At 33.3% G+C, this 20770-nt stretch carries 20 protein-coding genes; 13 read left to right on the top strand and 7 right to left on the bottom strand.

From position 1 onward, the window contains the following. Positions 1-215 precede the first annotated feature (215 nt). The 8 genes from IPK88_20085 to IPK88_20050 all read left to right on the top strand — a co-directional run bounded on the left by IPK88_20085 (position 216) and on the right by IPK88_20050 (position 8514). Positions 216-578 (top strand): hypothetical protein, encoded by a 363-nt coding sequence (locus IPK88_20085; GenBank protein MBK8245740.1) that lies wholly within the window; start codon positions 216-218, stop codon positions 576-578. A 207-nt stretch (positions 579-785) separates the two neighbouring features. Then, positions 786-2186, top strand: coding sequence for an arginine decarboxylase (locus IPK88_20080; protein MBK8245739.1), 1401 nt, complete (start codon positions 786-788; stop codon positions 2184-2186). Positions 2187-2235: 49 nt separating this feature from the next. Continuing rightward, a complete protein-coding gene (gene speB, locus IPK88_20075; protein ID MBK8245738.1) occupies positions 2236-3123 on the top strand; it encodes an agmatinase in 888 nt (295 codons plus the stop codon). Next, the gene (locus IPK88_20070; GenBank protein MBK8245737.1) at positions 3116-4090 is read left to right on the top strand and encodes a deoxyhypusine synthase family protein; all 975 of its coding nucleotides are present in this window, start codon (positions 3116-3118) and stop codon (positions 4088-4090) included. Before speB ends, IPK88_20070 begins: the two co-directional genes overlap by 8 nt. A 75-nt stretch (positions 4091-4165) precedes the next feature. Beyond that, positions 4166-4576, top strand: coding sequence for a DUF2541 family protein (locus IPK88_20065; protein MBK8245736.1), 411 nt, complete (start codon positions 4166-4168; stop codon positions 4574-4576). Between the two features lie 225 nt (positions 4577-4801). Next, positions 4802-5272 carry a MarR family transcriptional regulator gene (locus IPK88_20060; GenBank protein MBK8245735.1) on the top strand — a complete coding sequence of 157 codons (471 nt, stop codon included), beginning with the start codon at positions 4802-4804 and terminating at the stop codon, positions 5270-5272. A gap of 30 nt (positions 5273-5302) precedes the next feature. Further along, positions 5303-5947, top strand: a complete 645-nt coding sequence (locus tag IPK88_20055) for a YceI family protein (GenBank protein ID MBK8245734.1) — start codon at positions 5303-5305, stop codon at positions 5945-5947. A gap of 284 nt (positions 5948-6231) precedes the next feature. Continuing rightward, positions 6232-8514: a hypothetical protein gene (locus IPK88_20050; GenBank protein MBK8245733.1), complete on the top strand. Its 2283-nt coding sequence runs from the start codon at positions 6232-6234 to the stop codon at positions 8512-8514. A 26-nt stretch (positions 8515-8540) separates the two neighbouring features. Here IPK88_20050 and IPK88_20045 read toward each other — a convergent pair whose 3' ends face one another. From IPK88_20045 to IPK88_20035, 3 genes are all read right to left on the bottom strand, one after another. Beyond that, positions 8541-9539, bottom strand: coding sequence for an amidohydrolase (locus IPK88_20045; GenBank protein MBK8245732.1), 999 nt, complete (start codon positions 9537-9539; stop codon positions 8541-8543). Positions 9540-9650: 111 nt separating this feature from the next. Continuing rightward, positions 9651-10751 (bottom strand): hypothetical protein, encoded by a 1101-nt coding sequence (locus IPK88_20040; protein MBK8245731.1) that lies wholly within the window; start codon positions 10749-10751, stop codon positions 9651-9653. Then, positions 10748-11170, bottom strand: coding sequence for a RidA family protein (locus tag IPK88_20035; GenBank protein MBK8245730.1), 423 nt, complete (start codon positions 11168-11170; stop codon positions 10748-10750). The genes IPK88_20040 and IPK88_20035 overlap by 4 nt, the downstream gene beginning before the upstream one ends. A 58-nt stretch (positions 11171-11228) precedes the next feature. Here IPK88_20035 and IPK88_20030 point away from each other — a divergent pair, with 58 nt between their 5' ends. Further along, positions 11229-12803, top strand: a complete 1575-nt coding sequence (locus tag IPK88_20030) for a gliding motility-associated C-terminal domain-containing protein (protein MBK8245729.1) — start codon at positions 11229-11231, stop codon at positions 12801-12803. 3 nt (positions 12804-12806) lie between these two features. Here IPK88_20030 and mtgA read toward each other — a convergent pair whose 3' ends face one another. Next, a complete protein-coding gene (mtgA, locus tag IPK88_20025) occupies positions 12807-13550 on the bottom strand; it encodes a monofunctional biosynthetic peptidoglycan transglycosylase (GenBank protein ID MBK8245728.1) in 744 nt (247 codons plus the stop codon). Between the two features lie 98 nt (positions 13551-13648). Between mtgA and IPK88_20020 the strand changes: the two genes are divergently transcribed. Next, positions 13649-14077, top strand: a complete 429-nt coding sequence (locus IPK88_20020) for a hypothetical protein (GenBank protein MBK8245727.1) — start codon at positions 13649-13651, stop codon at positions 14075-14077. A 227-nt stretch (positions 14078-14304) separates the two neighbouring features. Then, complete coding sequence (locus IPK88_20015) at positions 14305-14823, top strand: GNAT family N-acetyltransferase (GenBank protein ID MBK8245726.1); 519 nt, start codon at positions 14305-14307, stop codon at positions 14821-14823. Between the two features lie 511 nt (positions 14824-15334). Here IPK88_20015 and IPK88_20010 read toward each other — a convergent pair. Further along, positions 15335-17026 (bottom strand): hypothetical protein, encoded by a 1692-nt coding sequence (locus IPK88_20010; protein ID MBK8245725.1) that lies wholly within the window; start codon positions 17024-17026, stop codon positions 15335-15337. Between the two features lie 206 nt (positions 17027-17232). On the opposite strand from IPK88_20010, the gene IPK88_20005 reads away from it, so the two are divergent. Continuing rightward, the gene (locus IPK88_20005) at positions 17233-18129 is read left to right on the top strand and encodes a J domain-containing protein (GenBank protein ID MBK8245724.1); all 897 of its coding nucleotides are present in this window, start codon (positions 17233-17235) and stop codon (positions 18127-18129) included. A gap of 11 nt (positions 18130-18140) precedes the next feature. After that, complete coding sequence (locus IPK88_20000) at positions 18141-18434, top strand: MerR family transcriptional regulator (protein ID MBK8245723.1); 294 nt, start codon at positions 18141-18143, stop codon at positions 18432-18434. Between the two features lie 86 nt (positions 18435-18520). Here the strand turns inward: IPK88_20000 and IPK88_19995 are convergent, their stop codons facing one another. Together IPK88_19995 and IPK88_19990 are read right to left on the bottom strand one after the other, a co-directional pair. Then, positions 18521-19414, bottom strand: coding sequence for a WG repeat-containing protein (locus tag IPK88_19995; protein MBK8245722.1), 894 nt, complete (start codon positions 19412-19414; stop codon positions 18521-18523). Between the two features lie 75 nt (positions 19415-19489). Next, positions 19490-20653: a WG repeat-containing protein gene (locus tag IPK88_19990; GenBank protein ID MBK8245721.1), complete on the bottom strand. Its 1164-nt coding sequence runs from the start codon at positions 20651-20653 to the stop codon at positions 19490-19492. Positions 20654-20770: the final 117 nt, after the last annotated feature.

Genomic DNA, 20770 nt, shown 5'->3' with positions numbered 1-20770 from the left:
CAACATGATCAGGTAAACATACAAAAACCAATGAAATCCATAATCATTTTTTCTTAAATTCAATGTAGGCTTTTGAAAAAAGTACGATCGTGGTATTTTAATCCCATAACAAGTTAAAAGTAGCTTAAAAATTGTAATTAACGAACCTTCAATTTTGATATCTCCTAAAAAATGACGTTCTTGTGCCACATTTTGAAATATTAATGAATTGCCTTATGAAAAAATTGGTTTTATCCTTAATTGCTGGATCTTTTTTTGTTTTTTTTGTTTCATGTGGAGACGATAATAATACCACTCCTAATGAGTGTGATGGCGTTGTAGCCACGTACAATACTACTGTAAAAGGTATATTAAATGCCTCTTGTGCTATTAATGGATGTCACGCAAGTGTTGCTCCATCTGCCGGTTTGGATTTAACCACTTATGCCAAAGCAAAAGCTTCATCTACGGACCCTAAATTTATTTGTACCATCAACCATGGAGCTGGATGTAATCCAATGCCTCAAGGATTACCTAAATTGTCAGATGCTTTTATTAAAATCTTGACTTGTTGGGTGAATAACGGAAGTCCTGAATAATTTTACAACAGACCAGGCATTAGATTTAACTGTTTTAATAAATTTTACTTTTCAATAGCCAAATTGGAATTGGATAGTTTATTCAGCCCTTTGGCTATTTTTTCAAAATCATTTGTATTTCTAGCTGATTGGGGCGTTTTTTATGCCTTACATTTCCTCAATTCTATTATTTTTGAGCCTTTTAAAGACTAAGCCTTCCCGAAAATGGTGCATAACAAGTATTTCGATCTCATTGACCAGTCCTACTACTTTCCTCAGGATGGATTCGATTTGGAAAAAGATGAATTGATATTTAATGGAATTCCATTGATGATGTTGATAGAAAAGTATGGAACACCATTTAAAATGACCTATTTGCCAAAAATCGGAGACCAGATTAAACGAGCTAAAAACTTTTTTAATAAGTCAATGAAGTCAGTGGGTTATGAAGGAAAGTACTATTATTGTTATTGTACCAAATGTTGTCATTTCTCTTATGTATTAGAAGAAGTATTACAACATGATGTGCATTTGGAGACTTCATCAGCTTTCGACATCGATCTCATATTGAATTTATACAAAAATGGTAAAATAAATAAGGATCAAATCATTGTCAACAATGGATTTAAAACCAAACAATATCTTCATAATATTGCCAATCTAGTTAACTCGGGTTTTAAAAACGTTATCCCGGTGTGCGATAATGTATTCGAATATGATGCCTATGAAGAATTGATTCATAAAAAATGTAAAATGGGCATTAGGGTTGCCACTGAAGAAGAGCCCATGTTTGAATTTTATACATCCAGATTAGGTATCAGATCTTCCGAAGTGGTTCAGTTTTGTAAGGAGCGTTTTTCGAATCAAACTAAATTTGAATTGTATATGCTCCATTTTTTTGTGGACACCGGAATAAAAGACACTACATATTATTGGGGTGAGTTGAAGAAGGGAATTAAGACATACATAGAATTAAAAAAACATTTTCCTAGCCTGAGTGCCATTAATATTGGCGGTGGACTTCCCATACGAAATTCATTAGGCAGTGAGTATGATTATAAATACATGATCCATCAAATTGTAAAATTAATCAAGGAAGCTTGTGAGGAAGAAAACATAAAGGAGCCGGATATTTTTACAGAATTTGGTAAATACTCCGTTGGAGAGAGTGGCGCTACTATATTCTCAGTATTAGAACAAAAGCAACAAAATGATTCAGAGATTTGGTACATGATAGATAATTCACTCATGAATACTTTACCCGATAGCTGGGGAATTGCAGAACGATTTATATTGTTGCCAGTAAATAAATGGCATAATGAATACAGACGTGTCAATATAGGCGGACTCAGTTGTGATAATTCGGACTATTACAATACGGAAGCACAGAATCAACAATTGTTCTTGCCGCAATACGAAAGAGATGATAAAACACCGCTATATCTCGGTTTTTTTCATACAGGTGCTTATCAAGATGCATTGTCTGGATATGGTGGCATTAAGCATTGTTTGATTCCTTCTCCTAAGCACATATTAGTGGATCGTGATGAGAATGGTAATCTGGTAGATTGGCTTTACAGTGAAGAACAAACAGCTAAAGATATGTTAAAGATATTGGGGTACAAATAAGAACTTATTTATTGAAAATGCTGTTTACAAAAAACACTAAAAAATTAGTATGAAACCTCAAACCAACACCTACGCAGGAATTCCAAAAAAATATGCCAATCCAAAACATGCTAAAGTGACCCTAACCTCGATTCCATATGATGGAACAAGTACCTGGGGCAAAGGAGCAGATAAAGGATATGATGCCTTTTTAATAGCATCAGAAAACATGGAATTATATGATATCGAAACTAATTCGGAGCCTTATAAACAAGGTGTTGTTTTGGAAAAACCATTAACCGTAAAAAAATTGACACCTGAAGCTATGGTTAAAAAAGTCTATAAAAAGACCCAAGAACTATTAGCAACTAATAAATTTTTAACTTTTTTTGGTGGGGAACATAGTATTAGCATTGGTATTTTAAGAGCTTATGCCGAAAAATATAATAACCTCACTGTTCTGCAATTAGATGCACATACGGATTTGCGTCAATCTTATCATGGTACCAAATATAATCATGCATGTGCTGTTGCAGAAGCACAGAGAAATGCTCATTTAATACAAGTGGGGATCAGGAGTATGGATATTGAAGAAAAACAATATCTTGAAGATGGCAAGGTCTATTTTGCCCATCAAATTATGGATAATGACTATTGGATGGAAGAATCCATTCGCAAAATGACAGATCATGTGTTTATTACCTTAGATCTTGATGTTTTTGATTCCAGTATTATGCCCAGTACAGGAACCCCTGAACCAGGAGGAATGGATTGGTATCAAGTCTTACAATACCTCCGTATGGTATTCCGACGCAAGCATGTAGTTGGATTTGACATTGTGGAATTAGCGCCTAATCCACATAATAAGGCGCCTGATTTTCTAGTGGCTAAATTGTATTATAAAATGCTTGCATATAAATTTGAAAACAATCATAAAGTAGATAGTGAACATGAATAAAGGTCCCATTTCTCAGTTTATAGCACATCACTATAGACATTTCAATGCTGCATCTTTGATTGATGCGGCTAAAGGGTATGATCAGCACTTGTTAGAGGGTGGCAAAATGATGATTACACTGGCTGGTGCTATGAGTACTGCTGAATTAGGAGTTTCACTTGCAGAAATGATCCGACAAGGAAAAGTAGATATTATATCTTGTACAGGAGCAAATCTAGAAGAGGATCTTATGAATTTGGTCGCACATTCACATTATAAAAGGATACCTAATTATAGAGACCTTACGCCTCAGGAAGAATGGGGGCTATTGGAGCAAGGTTTGAATCGGGTTACAGATACATGTATTCCTGAAGAGGAAGCTTTTCGTCGTTTACAAAAGCATATTCATGCATTATGGGCAGCGGCTGACCAAAAAGGAGAACGTTATTTACCTCATGAATTCATGTTCCAAATGTTGAACAGTGGTGTCTTGCAACAATATTATGAAATAGATCCAAAAAACAGTTGGATGATTGCTGCAGCAGAAAGAAACTTGCCCATTATTTGTCCGGGATGGGAAGACAGTACTATGGGAAATATTTTTGCATCATATGTCATCAAAGGAGAAATTAAGGCTTCCACGATGAAGAGCGGAATAGAGTATATGGTATATTTAACGGAATGGTACCGGGCTAATTCTGCAGGTAAAGGTGTTGGTTTTTTTCAAATCGGTGGGGGAATAGCAGGAGATTTTCCAATCTGTGTGGTGCCAATGATGTATCAGGATCTAGAATGGCATGATGTTCCTTTCTGGTCTTATTTCTGTCAGATTAGTGATAGTACTACTTCTTATGGATCCTATTCAGGAGCAGTGCCCAATGAAAAAATAACCTGGGGTAAATTAGACATCAATACACCAAAATATATTGTGGAATCAGATGCCACTATTGTAGCTCCATTAATTTTTGCTTGGGTATTAGGTTGGTAATAATATTTTCATTAAGGAATTAAACTTTTATTGAAATAGTTAGTCTTAGATTCATTATCCACTAAATTTTATTTTATGAAAACCAACTTATTTTTAACTTTTATACTCGGTATTTTCGTTTTAGTTTCTTTAACATCCTTTAGTTCATCTTCAAATATTAATGGTTGGGAAAAATTAGGTCAGCGACTTGTTAATAGAAGCGTTGATCATGATGTTATTATGGTAACTAAGATGGAAGGCACATTTTCTAAACTAAAAATCAAAGTCCGACGCTCTGGAATCAATATGGATAAGATGGTCGTTCATTATGGTAATGGTGAATCCCAAAATATAGAAATTCGCGAAAATATCCTTAAAGGCGGCGAGAGTAGAGTCATTGATTTAACAGGAAATAAACGCATCATCAACCGCGTTGAATTTTGGTATGATACCAAAGGTGGAGCGATGAATGACAAGGCATTAGTTGAGCTTTGGGGCAGGCATTAAATCAAAATCGAGATAAATATTAAAATCCTCTGGTGTTTATTCGCTAGGGGATTTTTTTTTATTAGTAGGTTAGGCTTTTAGATAATGATCCATTTTAATTCATTGGATTGCTTTATTAAGAACTAACTAATTAAAATGTAGTTATTTACATATTAATAAATAAAAATTATAATTTACTTGAAACAATGTACAAACAATTAATGTTTATACATTAATTGTACTTACATGGAATTAGTAGATTATCTTAAGATGTCCAAACCATTCAGTAATGATCGCCACAAGGCGCATTTAAATCTAGCTGTAACAACGTCCTTGTTGCATGCAGAAATCGAGCACGTACTTAGGCCTCTTGATCTTACTACACCTCAGTTTAATATTTTGAGGATATTGAGGGGAAAGCACCCTAATATGGTCAGTGTAAAAACAATCACTGAGCGAATGATTGATAAAACATCCAATACATCAAGATTGATTGATAAGTTGATGACTAAACAATATGTCACTCGTATAGAATGCCCTAAAGATCGACGAAAAGTAGATATATCTATTACTGAAGCAGGTTTGAATATTTTGCTTGAAGCCAGTTCATTGGTGGAAAATGCAGTAGGTCATAGCTTAAATGCAATATCCGATAATGACGTTAATGAACTCAACCGCATCTTGGATTTAATCCGAAATGCCACTCAAAGTGTATAATTTTTTTTTAAAACAATAAAAACAATAAACATGAAAAAAATCGCAATTTCTTTTTTGACGCTGTTTGTCACTGTTTCTATGATCAGTGCTACTGTTAATCCACCTGTAAAAATGGCTGTAGATGCTGCTAAGAGTACAGTTAAGTGGACTGGAACAAAGATTTCTGGAACGCACACAGGAATGATTAAAATTAAATCAGGAGAATTAGTAATGGATCAAAACAACCTTACAGGTGGAATGATCGAAATCGATATGACAACGATTACAAACACCGATATGCAAGGAGAATATTCTGATAAATTAGTTGGCCATTTAAAAGCTGATGATTTTTTTGGTGTTGATAAATTTCCAACAGCAAGTTTAAAAATCACTAGTGTTACTCCTAAAAGCAATGGTAATTTCACTGTAAAAGGGGATTTAACCATCAAAGGAATTTCTAATCCAATCGAATTTGATGCAATGGTAGATGCAACTAAGAAAAAAGCAACTAGCAAAATTGCAATTGACAGGACCAAATACAATATCAAGTATGGTTCAAGTAGTTTCTTTGATAATTTGGGAGACAAAGCAATCAGCAATAATTTCGACTTAGATATTGAATTGGCTTTGGCTCCAGTTGCTACAGCTCAAAAAGCAAAAGCTCAGACCAAGAAGAAAGCTACAATGAAAAAATAATTGGTTTCTTTATAAATCAATAGAAAGCATTTGAAATGCTGTAAAAAAAACACCGATGATGTAATATCGTCGGTGTTTTTTTATTTTTATCAAATTCACAGTTCTGTCGATATCCTGATATTTTCCAGGAATACCATAAATAGGGAAAAATCCCCTTTCAGCCGAATCAATATATAGTAACTTCGTAACATAATATTTTTGAGTTATTTCAAATTGGGGTTTATTTAGCCAATTCAGAATAAAACATAATGGAAGAAATGTAATTTAGTTTAAAATATTAATATATGAGTAATCATGGATTTATGGAAATTTGGTTTGGGAAACTAATCAATCATATCAATCGAATATTTGCCACATTTGCGCATAATTGGTTTTATATTGTACTCATCTTATTATTTCCCTTGGCATTATATTATGTAGGTCAAGGTGGAGAAATAATCAATTATTTATTTTCACATGGGAATGGTTGGAATATTTTTTTTATACTCTTGAGTTTCGAGTTATTGTTCTATACGGTGTGGGCTATACCTACATGGTCTTGTTATGGGATCAGTTATTTATTTGGCAGATTAGCTCCGAACATTAGGGAATATGCCAATCTTAATCCGGAACAATTATTTGGACAATTGATCCAAGAATATAATGGTGATGGAAATACCTATTATCCCATTCGCAATTTTTCAAATTTGCCGATCATTATTTTTATTTATTTATTGATCAACCGGTCGCTACCAGATAGTCTGTTTAGTATTTTAGGAGTATTCCTTTTTATCACAATAATGTCTATTGCAGGTCATTATACTAAATATTTAATCACGAGCCGTATTGAATTTAGATCTTCGATCTATAAACATCAGTTCATTTGGAAGGGATTATTAATCCACTTAATACTTATCTTATTCAGTTCCTTGTTGTGGATGTTTTTTGATTATAAAGTTTGGTCCATTTTATTTATGGTTATACTTTTTTTATGGAATAATGCGTATCATTATTTTATTGAAAAACTTCCTGCCCATGTATCAGAAATTGATCAAACTTCAGCATTATTTAAGATTGGCAATCAAAGATATTCATCAGTATGGATATTAGTAATTGTAATATTGGGTCTGTTCGGATTTTTAACTGCATCGCATCAATTACATTTATTGTCACCGATCGTTATTGCAAATATTTTAGTTGGATACTATATTTTATTTATTGATGCCTTCATTAGAGCACCTTGGATTTTGTCGGAATACATTTATAAAAAAAATGCCCTTGAATCTAAACTTCGCAATTCTTTTGGTTTGATTTTTAATGTATTTAGATTGGTTTCAATTGTAGGTGTTGGAATCTTAATTTATATCTCTTTCATTAGTACCGCCAATAGACATAACATTAGAGAATACGATGCTGATATTCATCAATCGTTCGATTATCATAATCGGAAGAATTTGCTCCAATATTTTGATGGATGGATTATCAATAAGAAGCTTTCCAAAGATGATACCATAGTGTTGGTTGCTGGTCAAGGTGGAGGTTCCAGAGCAGGAGCATGGCTTTCTATGAATTTGGATTCATTGGCAAAAATGGATACTACTTTTAAACATCGCTTATTTGCCATGTCCACAGTTTCTGGCAGTACATCTGGAGCCAACATGTTATTGAATAAATGGTATCTTGAATCCAAAGGTATTTATCCAAAGGAAGCGTATACATCATCATTACATTTTTTCAAATCCATTTATAGTTATAATTATTTATCAGCATCTTTTTGGGGATTATTATTTAGTGATTTTTTTAGAGGAATTTATTATTATACTGATGGATTTCAAACGGATCGAAATTATTACCATCAGAAAGATGAAGTTGCTACATTTAGTGCATTATATGATACTCAATATGTTGATGAAATCAATGAAAGTTTACAATCAGATTACTTGTATCATTTCATGGATAGTAATCAATACAAAAGCCCTTTGTTTTTTATTAATACGGCAAATACACAAACTGGCAATAGGGCTATTTTATCTCCAATTGGAAACAATGATACTTTGTTTTATACTGCAGTCGATCTATATCAAAAATTTCAAATCAATCACAATCTACCTGAATCTAGTGGCAAGAAAAAACAACTGCCTTTAATTGCAGGAGTCATGTTAAGTCAATCTTTTCCATTGATTTGTGCTTATAATTATGTGAAAGGAGTGGGGAATATGATCGATGGAGGATTGTATGAAAATACAGGCAGTAATACCACGTATGAATTATTTCACTATCTCAAAACCTATCGTCCTCAATACAAGTATAAAATAATGATACTACTTAATTCGGATACTCAGCCAGACAAAAGTAAAATGGTAAACTCTGACTTTCTAAATACATTTAAATCAGTTTCAGCATCGCCATTTACGGGTCATAGTTATTATTGGTTGACTAAACTCAAACGAGATATCAGGCCGGGAATTGATCATATGATCGAATTAAAACTATTGGATCATGAGCATAAATGGGCTAAGAATATTCCTTTAGGTATCATGTTGACACCTTCTTCATTGGATACTTTATACAGTTATATAAGATTTTAAAATACTACAAGGGAGTTGACAAAGAATTAAATTCCTAACCATGCTTCTGCTGACTTATAATTCAACCAGTCTTTAATGTCTGAATTAAAAGGTATTTCATGGATTAATTTACCAGGAACCAATTCTCCTAAAGGAAAAGGATAGTCCGTACCTAGGGCAATTTTTTCATGTCCGAATAAAGCAATTAATTTATGAAGCATATCTGCATCATGTACCAAACTATCTACCCAAAATTTTCCTAAGTAGGTATCCGGATGATGGGGATTATTAATGGCCATTAGATCAGGTCTAACTTCGAATCCATGTTTGATTCGCCCGTAGGATCCTGGAAAAGCACCACCTCCATGTGCGAAGGCTATTCGAAGATTAGGAAATTGTTCCATAACACCACCAAAAATCATACTGCAAATAGCCAATGATGTTTCAGCCGGCATCCCTACCAACCAAGGCAACCAGTACTTAGGCATTTTTTCTTTGCCAACCATATCCCAGGGGTGAACAAAAATACAAGCACCCAATTCTTCCGCTGCGGCATAAAAAGGAAAAAGTGCAGGGTCATCCAGATTCCAATCATTGATATGTGAGCCCATCTGAATACCTGCCAGACCCAATTCATTCATGCATCGTTGTAATTCGATGATGGCTAAATCCGGATCCTGTAAGGGTAAGGATCCAAGTCCAATAAAGCGATCAGGATATTGTCGAACTATGGATGATATATGATCATTTAAAAATCTAGCAACATCATAAGTATCCTTAGCTTGTGCCCAGTACGAGAACAAAACGGGGATGGTACTCAACACTTGAATATTAATTTGGGAATTTTCACATTCTTGTATTCTAACCTTTGGATCCCAACAATTCGAATCTAACATTCTAAAAAAGGCACCATCAATCATCATTTTTGCCTGACAATTGGATTGATGTTCCAAATTGACAAAGCCACCATATCCAAATTTTTCAGCCCATTTTGGAAGCTGTTCAGGAATGATGTGTGTATGTATATCTATTTTTTTTGTGGACATTTCTTAGAACTTTTTGGGTTCGAGTAATACATGATACATCAGGTCTTGAATGGTGTATGTTTTATAGAATGACTGGATGTAGAACATAGCATAATATGACTCCGACGTTTTTTATTTACTGGAATGGTAAAATCCTAAAGTTGTTTTTAATTCATCTGGGAGAACTGGTAATTCAGATCGGGGAATGAGCAAAGTTGAAATATTATGAAAATCCAAAAAGATCTGATGTTTTTTTACAGTTTCCATTAAATATTCATGTCCTGATGATCCTCCTGTTCCTGTTTTCCTACCTAACATACGCATCACCATTTGTGCATGTCGATAACGCCAATTGGTTAACAATGCATCCATTTCAGTAATAGCTTGTAGCATCCGATATGGTTCTTGTAAGATCGGTTCGTCTCGGTATAGTTGGATTAAAAGAGCAGCAATGGTAGCTTTGTATGATAATCGAATTTTTCCTTCCTTAATTTGATCATTGTGGAAGGATTCATTAAAAATATTAGCAAAATAGGAACCAGCATCGCCATTCATACGAATACGCATTTGTTTTTCGTGCTCATGTAGATAATCTGAGTCTTGAATAGCGGTGCGTTCTTTTTCTAGCATGTGTTCTACAGCAACAAGATATTGCTCCCTAAAATTAAATCTTTTGAACTCTAAGAAAGGCGTTCGTTCAAGCCATTTTTCTACAAGTGTGAATAAACTATCGGAAGCTTCTAAACGCAATATTTCTTCTTGTTCCTGATTCGCAAATTCAGCATAATAGTGGTTGCCAGTATAATTGTGTCGTTTTTCTAATTTTAATCCTAGTTTGATTTCCATTTTACGAAATTGGAAACTTTGAAATCCAGAAGCTGGAAATAAATAAGATCGAAAATCTAAAAAATCCAATGGCGTCATGGTCTCCAATACAGCAATTTGTTGAATCAATAATTTGAGAATTTCATTGATTCGTTCTAATCTGCTGACTGCGATACTAATGTTTTTTTCATCCACTTTTTCTTCACTAAACAATAGCATGACGGAATCTAATTCATGGAGCATTTGTTTAAACCATAATTCATAGACTTGATGAATAATGATAAATAACATTTCTTCATGAGCTTCCTTTCCAAATGATGCACTTCGGGGTTGTTGTGCATCTAAAAGTTTTTCAATTTGTAAATAAGATGCATAGTGAATGGCGGCGTATTTTTTTTCTTCGCTCATAAGGGTTTATATGCGGTTGCTTTAATTTCAATCAGTAAGTGTGGATGTGGAAGCTGATGAACAGCGACTGTGGTACGGCTCGGTCCTGAATAATCAAAATATTGACCATAGACTTCATTGTAGCCTTTGAAATCATTCATATTAACAAGATAGGTTGTGATTTCAACGAGATCATTTAAATCGGCACCTTGGCTGTGTAAGATATCTTTAATATTTTCAATGACAGCTCGGGTTTGTTTTCGAATATCCAGATTTGTAGTTCCAAATTCGTCAACTTCAACACCTTCAAAGGAGTTGTCAGGATTTCTGGAACTGGTGCCGCTTACAAATAAGAAATCTCCGGCCCTTTTTATGTGTGGAAATTTACCTCTGGGTTTAGATTTTCCTTCAACCAGAAAGGCATCTGTTTTATTTGTCATAGCCCAAAGATAGGTTAAAACTAAAATTCTCCTTAATATTGCTCAATAAATATAGTTTATGAAACGAATATTGGGTCTTTATTTTCTGACCAGCATTTCTATACTGTTAACAGGGCAGAATTTAATCACTAATCCGGATTTTGAGATCTGTCAAAATTGCAATTCATCCGGATACGTTGAATTTAGTTATACCAATGGAGCTAATAAACCTATTGATTGGTTTGGTGCAAGTCCGGGATCATCTGATATTAGATCTACTAACCCAAGAACCGGAAGGCGTCATGGAGGATTCTTTAGTTTTGGAAAATATGAATATTTGGCTAATACTTTAACCCAAACATTAAAGCCGGGAGCAGTTTACCAAATGAGTTTTTATCTGAAAGCTGATGTAAGTTCCGGATATGCTTTGGATGAAATTGGGGTAGCATTCCATAGTGGACAACCAAAATATGCTCAATTCGGACCATTAAATCAACTCAAATTAGCCTATTCAAGTCCAAATAATGAATATACTAATCCCAATCAATATGAAAAATATACCTTTGAATACACGGCTTGCGGTGATGAAGATCATCTGATCATTGGCTGTTTTAAAGATTTAGGTGAAAGCGATACTTTGTTTATCGGAGGAGCAAAAGGGAGACCGGGAATTATATATCCTTATACATTTATTGATGATGTTGAATTGGTATTAATTAAGGACGCACCAGAGTTACTTTCGTCAAATATCACCTTATGTCCAGGTAAGTCTAACAAAATAGTATTGCCCAACAAGTCCCTCCTAAAAAAAATAATATGGAGCGACGGAAGTACGGGTACTGAATATGATATTAAATCCAATGATGAGATTGTATGGGTTTCCGTTCATTACAATGAATCATGTCCTGAAATAAGGGATACCATTCAAATTATTCGACCTAATCCTTACGTAGATCTTTTTCCAAAAGATACTTTTATTTGTGAAGGGTCTGATATTGAGTTAAAAATTGAAGGTCAGTTTACAAGTATTCCAAAATGGAATACACAGGACACTGGAAACCGTATAATTATAAATCAGGCCGGAATTTATTCATTTACCACCTCCGATGTATGTGGTGTTATTGAAGATTCCATTGAAGTTCGTTTGGTCAAAGAATCTGATAATTTGGTATTGGCTGACAGTATATGTTTTACTAAAGATTTAACCATTTTCATTGACTCAAGTACCTATAGTCAGGTGTTATGGAGCGATGGGCAATCAGCTTGGGCATTTAGGCCAAAGAGCGCAGGGACTTATACGGTAAAAGCCCAAAAATTATGTACCATCACCGATAAAATAGTACTACAGGATCAGCTTAATTTGGATGAATTAGTTCAGGTTCCAAATCTATTTACACCAAACGGAGATATGGTAAATGATGAGTTTAAGCCAGTGATCATGAAATTGGACCCAAATAAAATTTTGTCCTATGATTTTCAGATTTTCAATCGATGGGGGAAAAAAGTATTTGGTTCAGGAATAGTATCTGAAGTCTGGAAGCCAAATGAACAGGCACCAATAGATAGTTATATCTATAATCTTGAAATGAGGGTTCAAAACTGTATGAATGATGAATTGGTCATTCGCAAAGGTTCAGTGAGTTTAATTCGGTAAGGGTTATTTTCTTTTGGGCGAATACATGCCGTTGATGACTTGTCTGATATCCTCATCATATTCCAAATGATTCATTTGTTCCACAATCCAGGGTTTTCGCAGCATGACCCAAGCAGATGTAGGCTTGACCCTATATTTCTTAGGGTTAGGTAGGCTTGCAGCAATCATAGCAGCTTCATCTCTGGTCAAAAATCTGGCTGATTTCTTAAAGTACTGCCTGGCTGCAGCTTCAATTCCAAAAATACCTTCACCCATTTCCACCGTATTTAAATACATTTCGAGGATACGTTCCTTGGTCCATAACAACTCGATCATAAATGTGAAATAGACTTCCAAGCCTTTCCGAAACCAGCTTCGACCTTGCCAAAGGAAAATATTCTTGGCTACTTGTTGGCTAATCGTTGAAGCTCCATGTTTTCGTTTATGTTTTTTCTTATTGTGCTCAATGGCTTTTTCGATACTTTCAAGGTCAATGCCAAAATGATTCATAAAGGTTTGATCTTCTGCTGCCAAGACTGCAAGGGCTGCTTCAGGTGATATTTGGTCGATACACACATAATCCCTATGTAAAGAGTATCCTTCAAAAATACTGTTGATTTGTGTAGTCGTAATGGGTGGAAAGAAAAGGATTAAAAGTATCATATACACCCAATGCAAAGCTATGACTAGAGCAATGATGACAAAAGCCTTGCGCAGCTTAGTCAATTGTTTGAACCAAGATAAAATTCGAAAGAGCAGGTTCTTCATTTGGCTCCAAATTAATATTTTTTTTAATTAACCTAATAAAATATATATTTGACACTGATTTTAAGGGTTTACATTAGATGGTCCATGACTGAGGTGATATGTATTATTTGAAATTTGTTTTATTATTTTTTGTACTTACGTTTTTTGTCCTTCCATTATTCAATATTGAAGATCCACTAAGGACTATTGCTTTGAGATATTTTTCTTCACAAACAGAGGCAAATCTGGTGGAACATATTTGTAAACCGGATCGAACTTATTGGTATGAATACGATGTGGCATCTTCCCATTACAGACAGCGGTACGATGGATATGTAGAGCGTTTAGATGCAAAAATTCCTGAAAACAACAGATGTCAGGGTAAACTAACTGAGCCCACCCGTATAGATATTAAATATTTTGGAGGGTTTTCATATTGGAGTGAACCTGTTGAAAGTATACAAGAAAGTATAGTGATCATTTGGATGTATATCTTAATCAAATTGGGTGGTGTATTTATTTTATTATGGACGTTTTTGAGAAAATAATTCAGACTTCCTAAATCAGGAACATAAAAAAGCAATAAATTCGTGATAGACTGGTAATCCAAATTAGTGCTTCCCCAAATATAATTAAAATTCCTTTTTGTTGATTCCTTATTTATTTTTCGATTTACCTTTGTGTCTAGGTAAAGATTATTTTTATTGCAATTTTGTTGATAAAAAATATGTTCTCTTTATAATATGATTATTGTGTTCCTATAAATCTATACGAAATGAATACTTTGAATTTGAATCAAATCACCTTGAGGCCATGGTCTATTTCGGATTTGGAACAATTGGTAGAATATGCCAATAACCCTATGATTTCAAATAATTTGACAAATGCATTTCCGCATCCCTATTTAGAAGAGCACGGACGACGGTTTATTGAATTTGCAACCAAGGATGATCCCATTCATGTTTTTGCAATTGACCTTAATGGTAAAGCCATTGGTGGAATAGGCGTGCACCCTCAGTCGGATATTTTTTGTTACAATGCAGAATTAGGATATTGGATTGCTGAACCTTACTGGGGTCAAGGGATTGCAACGTTAGCTATACAACAGATCGTTGAATTTGCTTTTAAAACTTTTGACATCAACAGATTGTTTGCCAGACCTTTTGGTAGTAATCTTGCTTCACAAAAAGTACTTGAAAAAACAGGATTTATTCTTGAAGGAAGATTTGAAAAAACGTTTTTTAAAAATGGAAAATTTGAAGATGAATTGATTTATGCTATTAGAAGAAAGTAATTTTGTGAAATTCAGAGATCCTTGCCCTACGCAAACTAGAAAAATGGTTTAAAAATTATTTTTGGTGTATGACATTCTTCTAAAATATTAATTTGCGTTATAATTAAAAACTTTTTGTTCTTTTTTCATGAAAAAAAAGAACCAAAAATTCTAGCCTGCCTGACTGACGTCAGTCAGGCAGGGCTGTAAGGTCTAAGCCTAAAATAATTCCATGAAACCTAAATTCAAAAAACTCGCCATGGCCTAAGTTCATTTGTTTGTCTTTACACTTGCTCAGTTCGCATTCCTTTTATTTTGTTTTGTCTTCTGTTGTGCTCATACAGTTTTGAATTTTTAACGGTTTCATTCCATCATTTTTTAACGGCTTACCCCTTAAGGCCGGTCCGAATTTCAATAGCTACTTATTTTTAAATATTAGTACTCGAATTTAATTTGCGAACTTTCCCAATAGATGATCATACTGTCTTGAATAGGTCAAGTAGTTCTGAAATTAAAATATTTTATGTAATAATTATTTTATTTCAACATCAAGTCTCGTTTCGGTCCCTTCACTCCACTGTACATTAATTTGTGAAGTGCCTTGACCTTTGATAATTTTTCCACCAGTTACTTTCCAATTGATTTCAGCACAAGGTAAATAGTGAGATAAAGTATAAGTAGCCATTTGGTTAGGGCAGTTTTCTTTTGGGCCCATTATGTTTATTGTTTTATTTTCCCACGGACAAATATGCCTACAAAGGGTAAAATGATTTTGTTTATATCTGATAAAGGCATTGTTGAATATTTCATTTATTTTATTCGGATAGCCAATAATTGGAATATCATTAAGTTGTTGCCAACAATAGGGATTTGTTTTTAGATACAAGCTCGTATCAGAGATAGCATTGGTATTTGAAGGTAGAATAGTTCCATTTCTGTTATTTGCAAATTGAATATGATTGGTTCCGTTTAATTGATACAAACCATTCGATCCGGTAATTTCATTTCCAATAAAATGTTGTTCATTCCCGGATCCTGAATTCATAAATATTCCATAGAGTTCTGCTCGATTTCTATAGAACGTATTGTAGGGTCCATTCAGTCCATGTGAATTATCAATGACTATATTTTGGCAAATATTACCTTCAAAAAGATTTTGAAAGGTCCAATTGCCATGAAGGACTAAATCGCCCGCGGAATTTGATGGCAAAAACGTTTCTTGCCAAAAAGGATCGAAAGAATAATTATAAGCAACCACATTTCCGTTGGCACAAGCTTGGAGCAGGACGGAATGTCTTAAATGTTCGAAAATATTATTTTCGATTAAACAATTTCCAGAAGTCATTTCTAATTCTACGCCATAACCGCGCCCACCACCACCATAGCCATAGGATCGTGTAAAATAGTTTCCTTTAATTTCTATATTGCTCGAATTATTCAAACTAATGTGTGCGAAATTCGTGTATCGACTGCTTATTCCATGAATCCATGAGCCAACAGTATAATTGAAAGATATATTCTTGGATTGCTCTGCCGTACTATCCATTCTTAATAATGAAAAACATTCAATGCCTATACCGGATTGGGGTTTTAAAATATAGAAATAAGGTTTATTTTTTAGTGCAAAACTCATTCTAAGTGAATCTTCCAGATAAATTTGATTTTGAAAAACGTTCTTGACCCGAACGATTTGGCCAACATTATTATAAGCCCAAGAAGACGTAATTCGATCTGAATCGGATTCAATTAATTTTATGAAGTCTCCAGCTTTAACTGGTGTTAATGAATCCGTTAAAATGATTTTGGAATGCCTATAAAATGAATCGATCAAAAAATATTTTTTATTGATATAAGTTCCAATGGAAATAATACAATCCCCGGAACCTTTTAAATCAAATATAAATCGCGTACTATCGCTGCCATTTCCTTGAAGGATAACACTATCTTTTAAGCTAATTGTTTTTGTAAAAAAGTAATTGCCAGTAGGAAAGAAAATGACACCAGGTTTGTTAGTTAAAGATTGTATGGCTTGTTGAATGATTTGACTATTATCAAATATACCATCACCTTTCGCTCCAAGGTTCAACACATTAATTAAAGTATGTGGTTCATGTATTAATGTTCCAGCCTTAGACCACTGGCAGGTTCTGTAAGGGGGCAAGGATTGACCAATTAATAAATGTAATGCGATATAAGCTGGAAAGAATAGGATTATCCGAAGCATTGAGCTAAGGTAAAAATATACTTTGTAAATAGTAGAAATATTATTGCAAATCAAGATATTTGAAATTCATAGTCATACAATTAAATTAATTGAGTAGTTGATTTGTGATGAGTTATTTAAATTACAAAGATCTATTTGATTTATGAGTAACTTTCTACCTGAATGGTTGTTGTACTTGTAAGATCAATATATAATTTAATAAAATAATGGAATTTGTAGATTATTATAACATATTGGGCATTGATAAATCTGCAACTGTCAAGGAGATTAAAGATGCCTATCGAAAATTAGCCCGCAAACATCACCCTGATTTGAATCCGAATGACAAAGATGCCAAAGTGAGATTTCAAAAAATTAATGAGGCCAATGAAGTCTTAAGTGATTCTGAAAAAAGGAAGAAATATGACCAGTATGGTAAAGACTGGCAGCATGCAGAAGGGTTTGAAAAGGCTAAACAACATCAAAGTCAATCTTCAGGATCCCGAGGTTCTCAATTTACAGGAGGACAATCTGATGGAGATTTTTCTGATTTTTTTGAATCCATGTTTGGGCGTCAAGGCGGTCAATCGGGTAGTAGGGGACAAGTAAAATTCAGGGGTGAAGATTACCAGGCTGAGGTTCAATTGAATTTGATAGATGCGTATAAGACACACCAACAAACCTTAACTGTAAATGGCAAACAAATAAGGATAACCATTCCGGCGGGCATCGAACATGGCCAAACCATTAAAATACCTGGGCATGGTGGACTGGGAATCAATGGTGGTCCAAATGGGGATTTATATATTTCTTTCATCATCATTAATCATCCAACATTTAAACGAATGGGAGACCATATACACTTAGCAGTTGATATTGATTTATATACAGCAATCCTAGGTGGTGATATCACTATAGATACATTAGATGGTCAGGTTAAACTTAAAGTAAGTCCTGAAACTCAAAACGGAACGAAAGTAAAATTAAAAGGAAAGGGATTTCCAATCTATAAAAAGGATGGCCAATTTGGAGACATGTTTGTAACGTATAACGTTAAAATTCCAACTCATCTTACAGATCAACAAAAAGCATTGTTTACCGAATTATCCAAACTGAAATCTTAAAATCTAAACTTATGTCTACAATAAATTTAGTCTTAATCGATGATTTCTGCACCCATCATCAAATTGAATTTTCATTTATACACGCATTGAATGAAAATGGTCTTATTGAAATCATAAGTATCGATCAGTTGGATTATATAGCGACCGAACATCTGCCTATCCTAGAGAAGTGGTCTCGTATGTATGTTGAATTAGGAATTAATGTGGAAGGCATTGAAACGATTCAACATTTATTGGAACGTATAGAAAATTTACAAGATGAAGTTGCAGTGTTAAAAAATCGATTGGGGCAAGTGGAGGATTGAGGAATTGTTAATAAGACCAATAATAATAGGTCGTATAAACTTTATTTTTAGCTAATCTATGTACTTATATGAGCTGGTAATTTTAATCACTTTAACGAACAAAAATCTAATTTACTCCACTTTCCATTTTTCCGAACCAAAATATAATCTTCCATAAAATTATTATACAAATAAGTATCAAACTCAAAACCTACTATAGTTTTATTTTTAGTATTTATAATTCCATACTTGCCATTCTTTTTAACAATTGAAAATCCATTAATAAAGTATGGCAAGTTATCGTAAGAATTAAAATCATGTTCAAAAATAAATGGAATTTTAAGTTCACCTCTCAAATTAGTAAAACCAATTTTATCTCCTTTTAACACACAGAATAAATCATCTGAATAAGAGTATTGTCCAATGCCAAGCACTTTTTCTTTAAATATTAGTTTGTTATCCAAGTTTGAATAAATAAAACCATCTCTATTTATTATTGGAAAAGGAATGTAATATACTTTTTGAGCATAATAGGAATTGGTCATCTTATGATCAACCAGACTATAAATAGACCTTTCCTTTTGTCTGTTAACACAAACAAGAATACTATCATTGAAATAATACATCCATGCCCATTTGGCTTCTATAAGTATTTTTCCGGTTTTATCTTTTAGGCCATAAAATCCTAAGCTATTTTGATATCTCTTAACTTTGCCTTTATCAAGGTTTTCAACTTTTAAAACATTCCCTTCTTTAGTAATGGGATAATAAGTTGAATCTATATTTCCAATATAACTAAATCCATATAAATTCTCAGGAAATAATTCAGGCTTACAAACGCTATAGTTAAACCATTCTCCAGGGTTTAAATCTATGAAATCAAGTTCTGTATATTTAAACTCAATTACGACTTTGCCTGACTTGTTTATTGCTCCATAAAATCCATTTCTCTTAACTACAATCGGTTCAAAAGAATTAAATCTGACTTCCTCAAACCCCATTGGATTAATTAATTTTCCTTTTGAATTGTAAATAAAGAATAGTGAATCATATTTAAGAGCTGTTAAATTTGTATTTTAATCATACATTATTCTTTCGTATACAGTCTTATGGATAGGATTTCCCTTAATATCTATTAATCCAAAACAATCTCCATTATTTACTATAAATTTATTATTATCCCAATTTGAACCGCATGCAGATATTCCATCATACATAGCCTCAATTATAACCTTTTTTTCTAAAATGTTGTATATTCCTTCTTTTTCATTTTTTGTAAATGCCAAAAGATAGCCTCCATGGTCTTCATCGATATAATCATGATCGAATTCGTATTTTTGCTTCCCATTATAATCATACAACTTCTCCATAAATTTATAACTAATTGAATTCATTCCATCAAATCTAAATCTCGACTTATGAACAAATGGTACCACCGTCTTACCTTCCATATTAAGCACGCCATAATTTTCCCCTGATTTTACCATAAACCACATACCTTCTAGATCTTCTATTTCTTCATAGATTGGTTTAATGATTTCTTGACCATGTATATCTATCACTCCATTTTTACTATTTAACTTAACTTTATATAAAGAAAATTGCTCGCTATTGATCTCCTCGATCTCATCATAATATTTTGAAGTTTCATTTCCAATGCTGTCCAAAAGCACACTTTTATCATCAAACGTATATCCAATCAAAGATCTTTTACTTTCATCTCGAAGATATTTAAATCTCAAGGAGTCTCTTTTATGATTGAATATAAATAGATCTTCTTTATTATCTTTATGCAGAATAATATATTTATTGTTCCGTCTATAAATGTAATCATATTCGAAATCGAGCAACCATCCTTTTTCGATAGAGTACAATCCATCTTTGCCCTTGTATCGACATGAAAAATATCCATCTCCAAGGTATTGTATCCTTTCAAAATTTGTCAAAAGTATAACTTGGCCAGTCAATTTGATTATTCCAAAACTATAATCATCCTGAGTTTTCATTAGACTATCCCCACAATAAATGATATATCCCCCATTGTAGGTCCACAATGTGTCGTTGCTTTGATTCAATAAAATTGATTTTATAATCTTTCCACTTTTATTTCTTTTAACATCAACCCTTAGTCCCATTGCATTGAATTCTTCTTCAAGTTTTTTCCAATCATTATAATCTTGAGCGTTTATTTTTATAAAACAAATAAAGAATAATATTAATGATTTGAAGAACATATTCATTGTTAGTGTTTTTTAAAATTCTATTTTTTATTAAGTTAAATGCATTAAGTTTATAAATACCACCAGAGATTTTAAACTGTACTCACATTAATAGAGTAAATAAAATATTTATATCAT

The sequence above is a fragment of the Candidatus Defluviibacterium haderslevense genome, from assembly GCA_016712225.1.
Taxonomy (GTDB): Bacteria; Bacteroidota; Bacteroidia; order Chitinophagales; family Saprospiraceae; genus Vicinibacter; species Vicinibacter haderslevensis.
Note: the sequence above shows the minus strand (reverse complement) of the source record. Positions and strands in the feature narration are given on the sequence as shown.

Coding starts and splice junctions, on each gene's coding strand:
- IPK88_20085 (MBK8245740.1), top strand. CDS start 216: ATGAAAAAATTGGTTTTATCCTTAATTGCTGGATCTTTTTTTGTTTTT.
- speB (MBK8245738.1), top strand. CDS start 2,236: ATGAAACCTCAAACCAACACCTACGCAGGAATTCCAAAAAAATATGCC.
- IPK88_20070 (MBK8245737.1), top strand. CDS start 3,116: ATGAATAAAGGTCCCATTTCTCAGTTTATAGCACATCACTATAGACAT.
- IPK88_20065 (MBK8245736.1), top strand. CDS start 4,166: ATGAAAACCAACTTATTTTTAACTTTTATACTCGGTATTTTCGTTTTA.
- IPK88_20060 (MBK8245735.1), top strand. CDS start 4,802: ATGGAATTAGTAGATTATCTTAAGATGTCCAAACCATTCAGTAATGAT.
- IPK88_20055 (MBK8245734.1), top strand. CDS start 5,303: ATGAAAAAAATCGCAATTTCTTTTTTGACGCTGTTTGTCACTGTTTCT.
- IPK88_20050 (MBK8245733.1), top strand. CDS start 6,232: ATGAGTAATCATGGATTTATGGAAATTTGGTTTGGGAAACTAATCAAT.
- IPK88_20045 (MBK8245732.1), bottom strand. CDS start 9,539: ATGTCCACAAAAAAAATAGATATACATACACACATCATTCCTGAACAG.
- IPK88_20040 (MBK8245731.1), bottom strand. CDS start 10,751: ATGAGCGAAGAAAAAAAATACGCCGCCATTCACTATGCATCTTATTTA.
- IPK88_20035 (MBK8245730.1), bottom strand. CDS start 11,170: ATGACAAATAAAACAGATGCCTTTCTGGTTGAAGGAAAATCTAAACCC.
- IPK88_20030 (MBK8245729.1), top strand. CDS start 11,229: ATGAAACGAATATTGGGTCTTTATTTTCTGACCAGCATTTCTATACTG.
- mtgA (MBK8245728.1), bottom strand. CDS start 13,550: ATGAAGAACCTGCTCTTTCGAATTTTATCTTGGTTCAAACAATTGACT.
- IPK88_20020 (MBK8245727.1), top strand. CDS start 13,649: ATGTATTATTTGAAATTTGTTTTATTATTTTTTGTACTTACGTTTTTT.
- IPK88_20015 (MBK8245726.1), top strand. CDS start 14,305: ATGAATACTTTGAATTTGAATCAAATCACCTTGAGGCCATGGTCTATT.
- IPK88_20010 (MBK8245725.1), bottom strand. CDS start 17,026: ATGCTTCGGATAATCCTATTCTTTCCAGCTTATATCGCATTACATTTA.
- IPK88_20005 (MBK8245724.1), top strand. CDS start 17,233: ATGGAATTTGTAGATTATTATAACATATTGGGCATTGATAAATCTGCA.
- IPK88_20000 (MBK8245723.1), top strand. CDS start 18,141: ATGTCTACAATAAATTTAGTCTTAATCGATGATTTCTGCACCCATCAT.
- IPK88_19995 (MBK8245722.1), bottom strand. CDS start 19,414: ATGGGGTTTGAGGAAGTCAGATTTAATTCTTTTGAACCGATTGTAGTT.
- IPK88_19990 (MBK8245721.1), bottom strand. CDS start 20,653: ATGAATATGTTCTTCAAATCATTAATATTATTCTTTATTTGTTTTATA.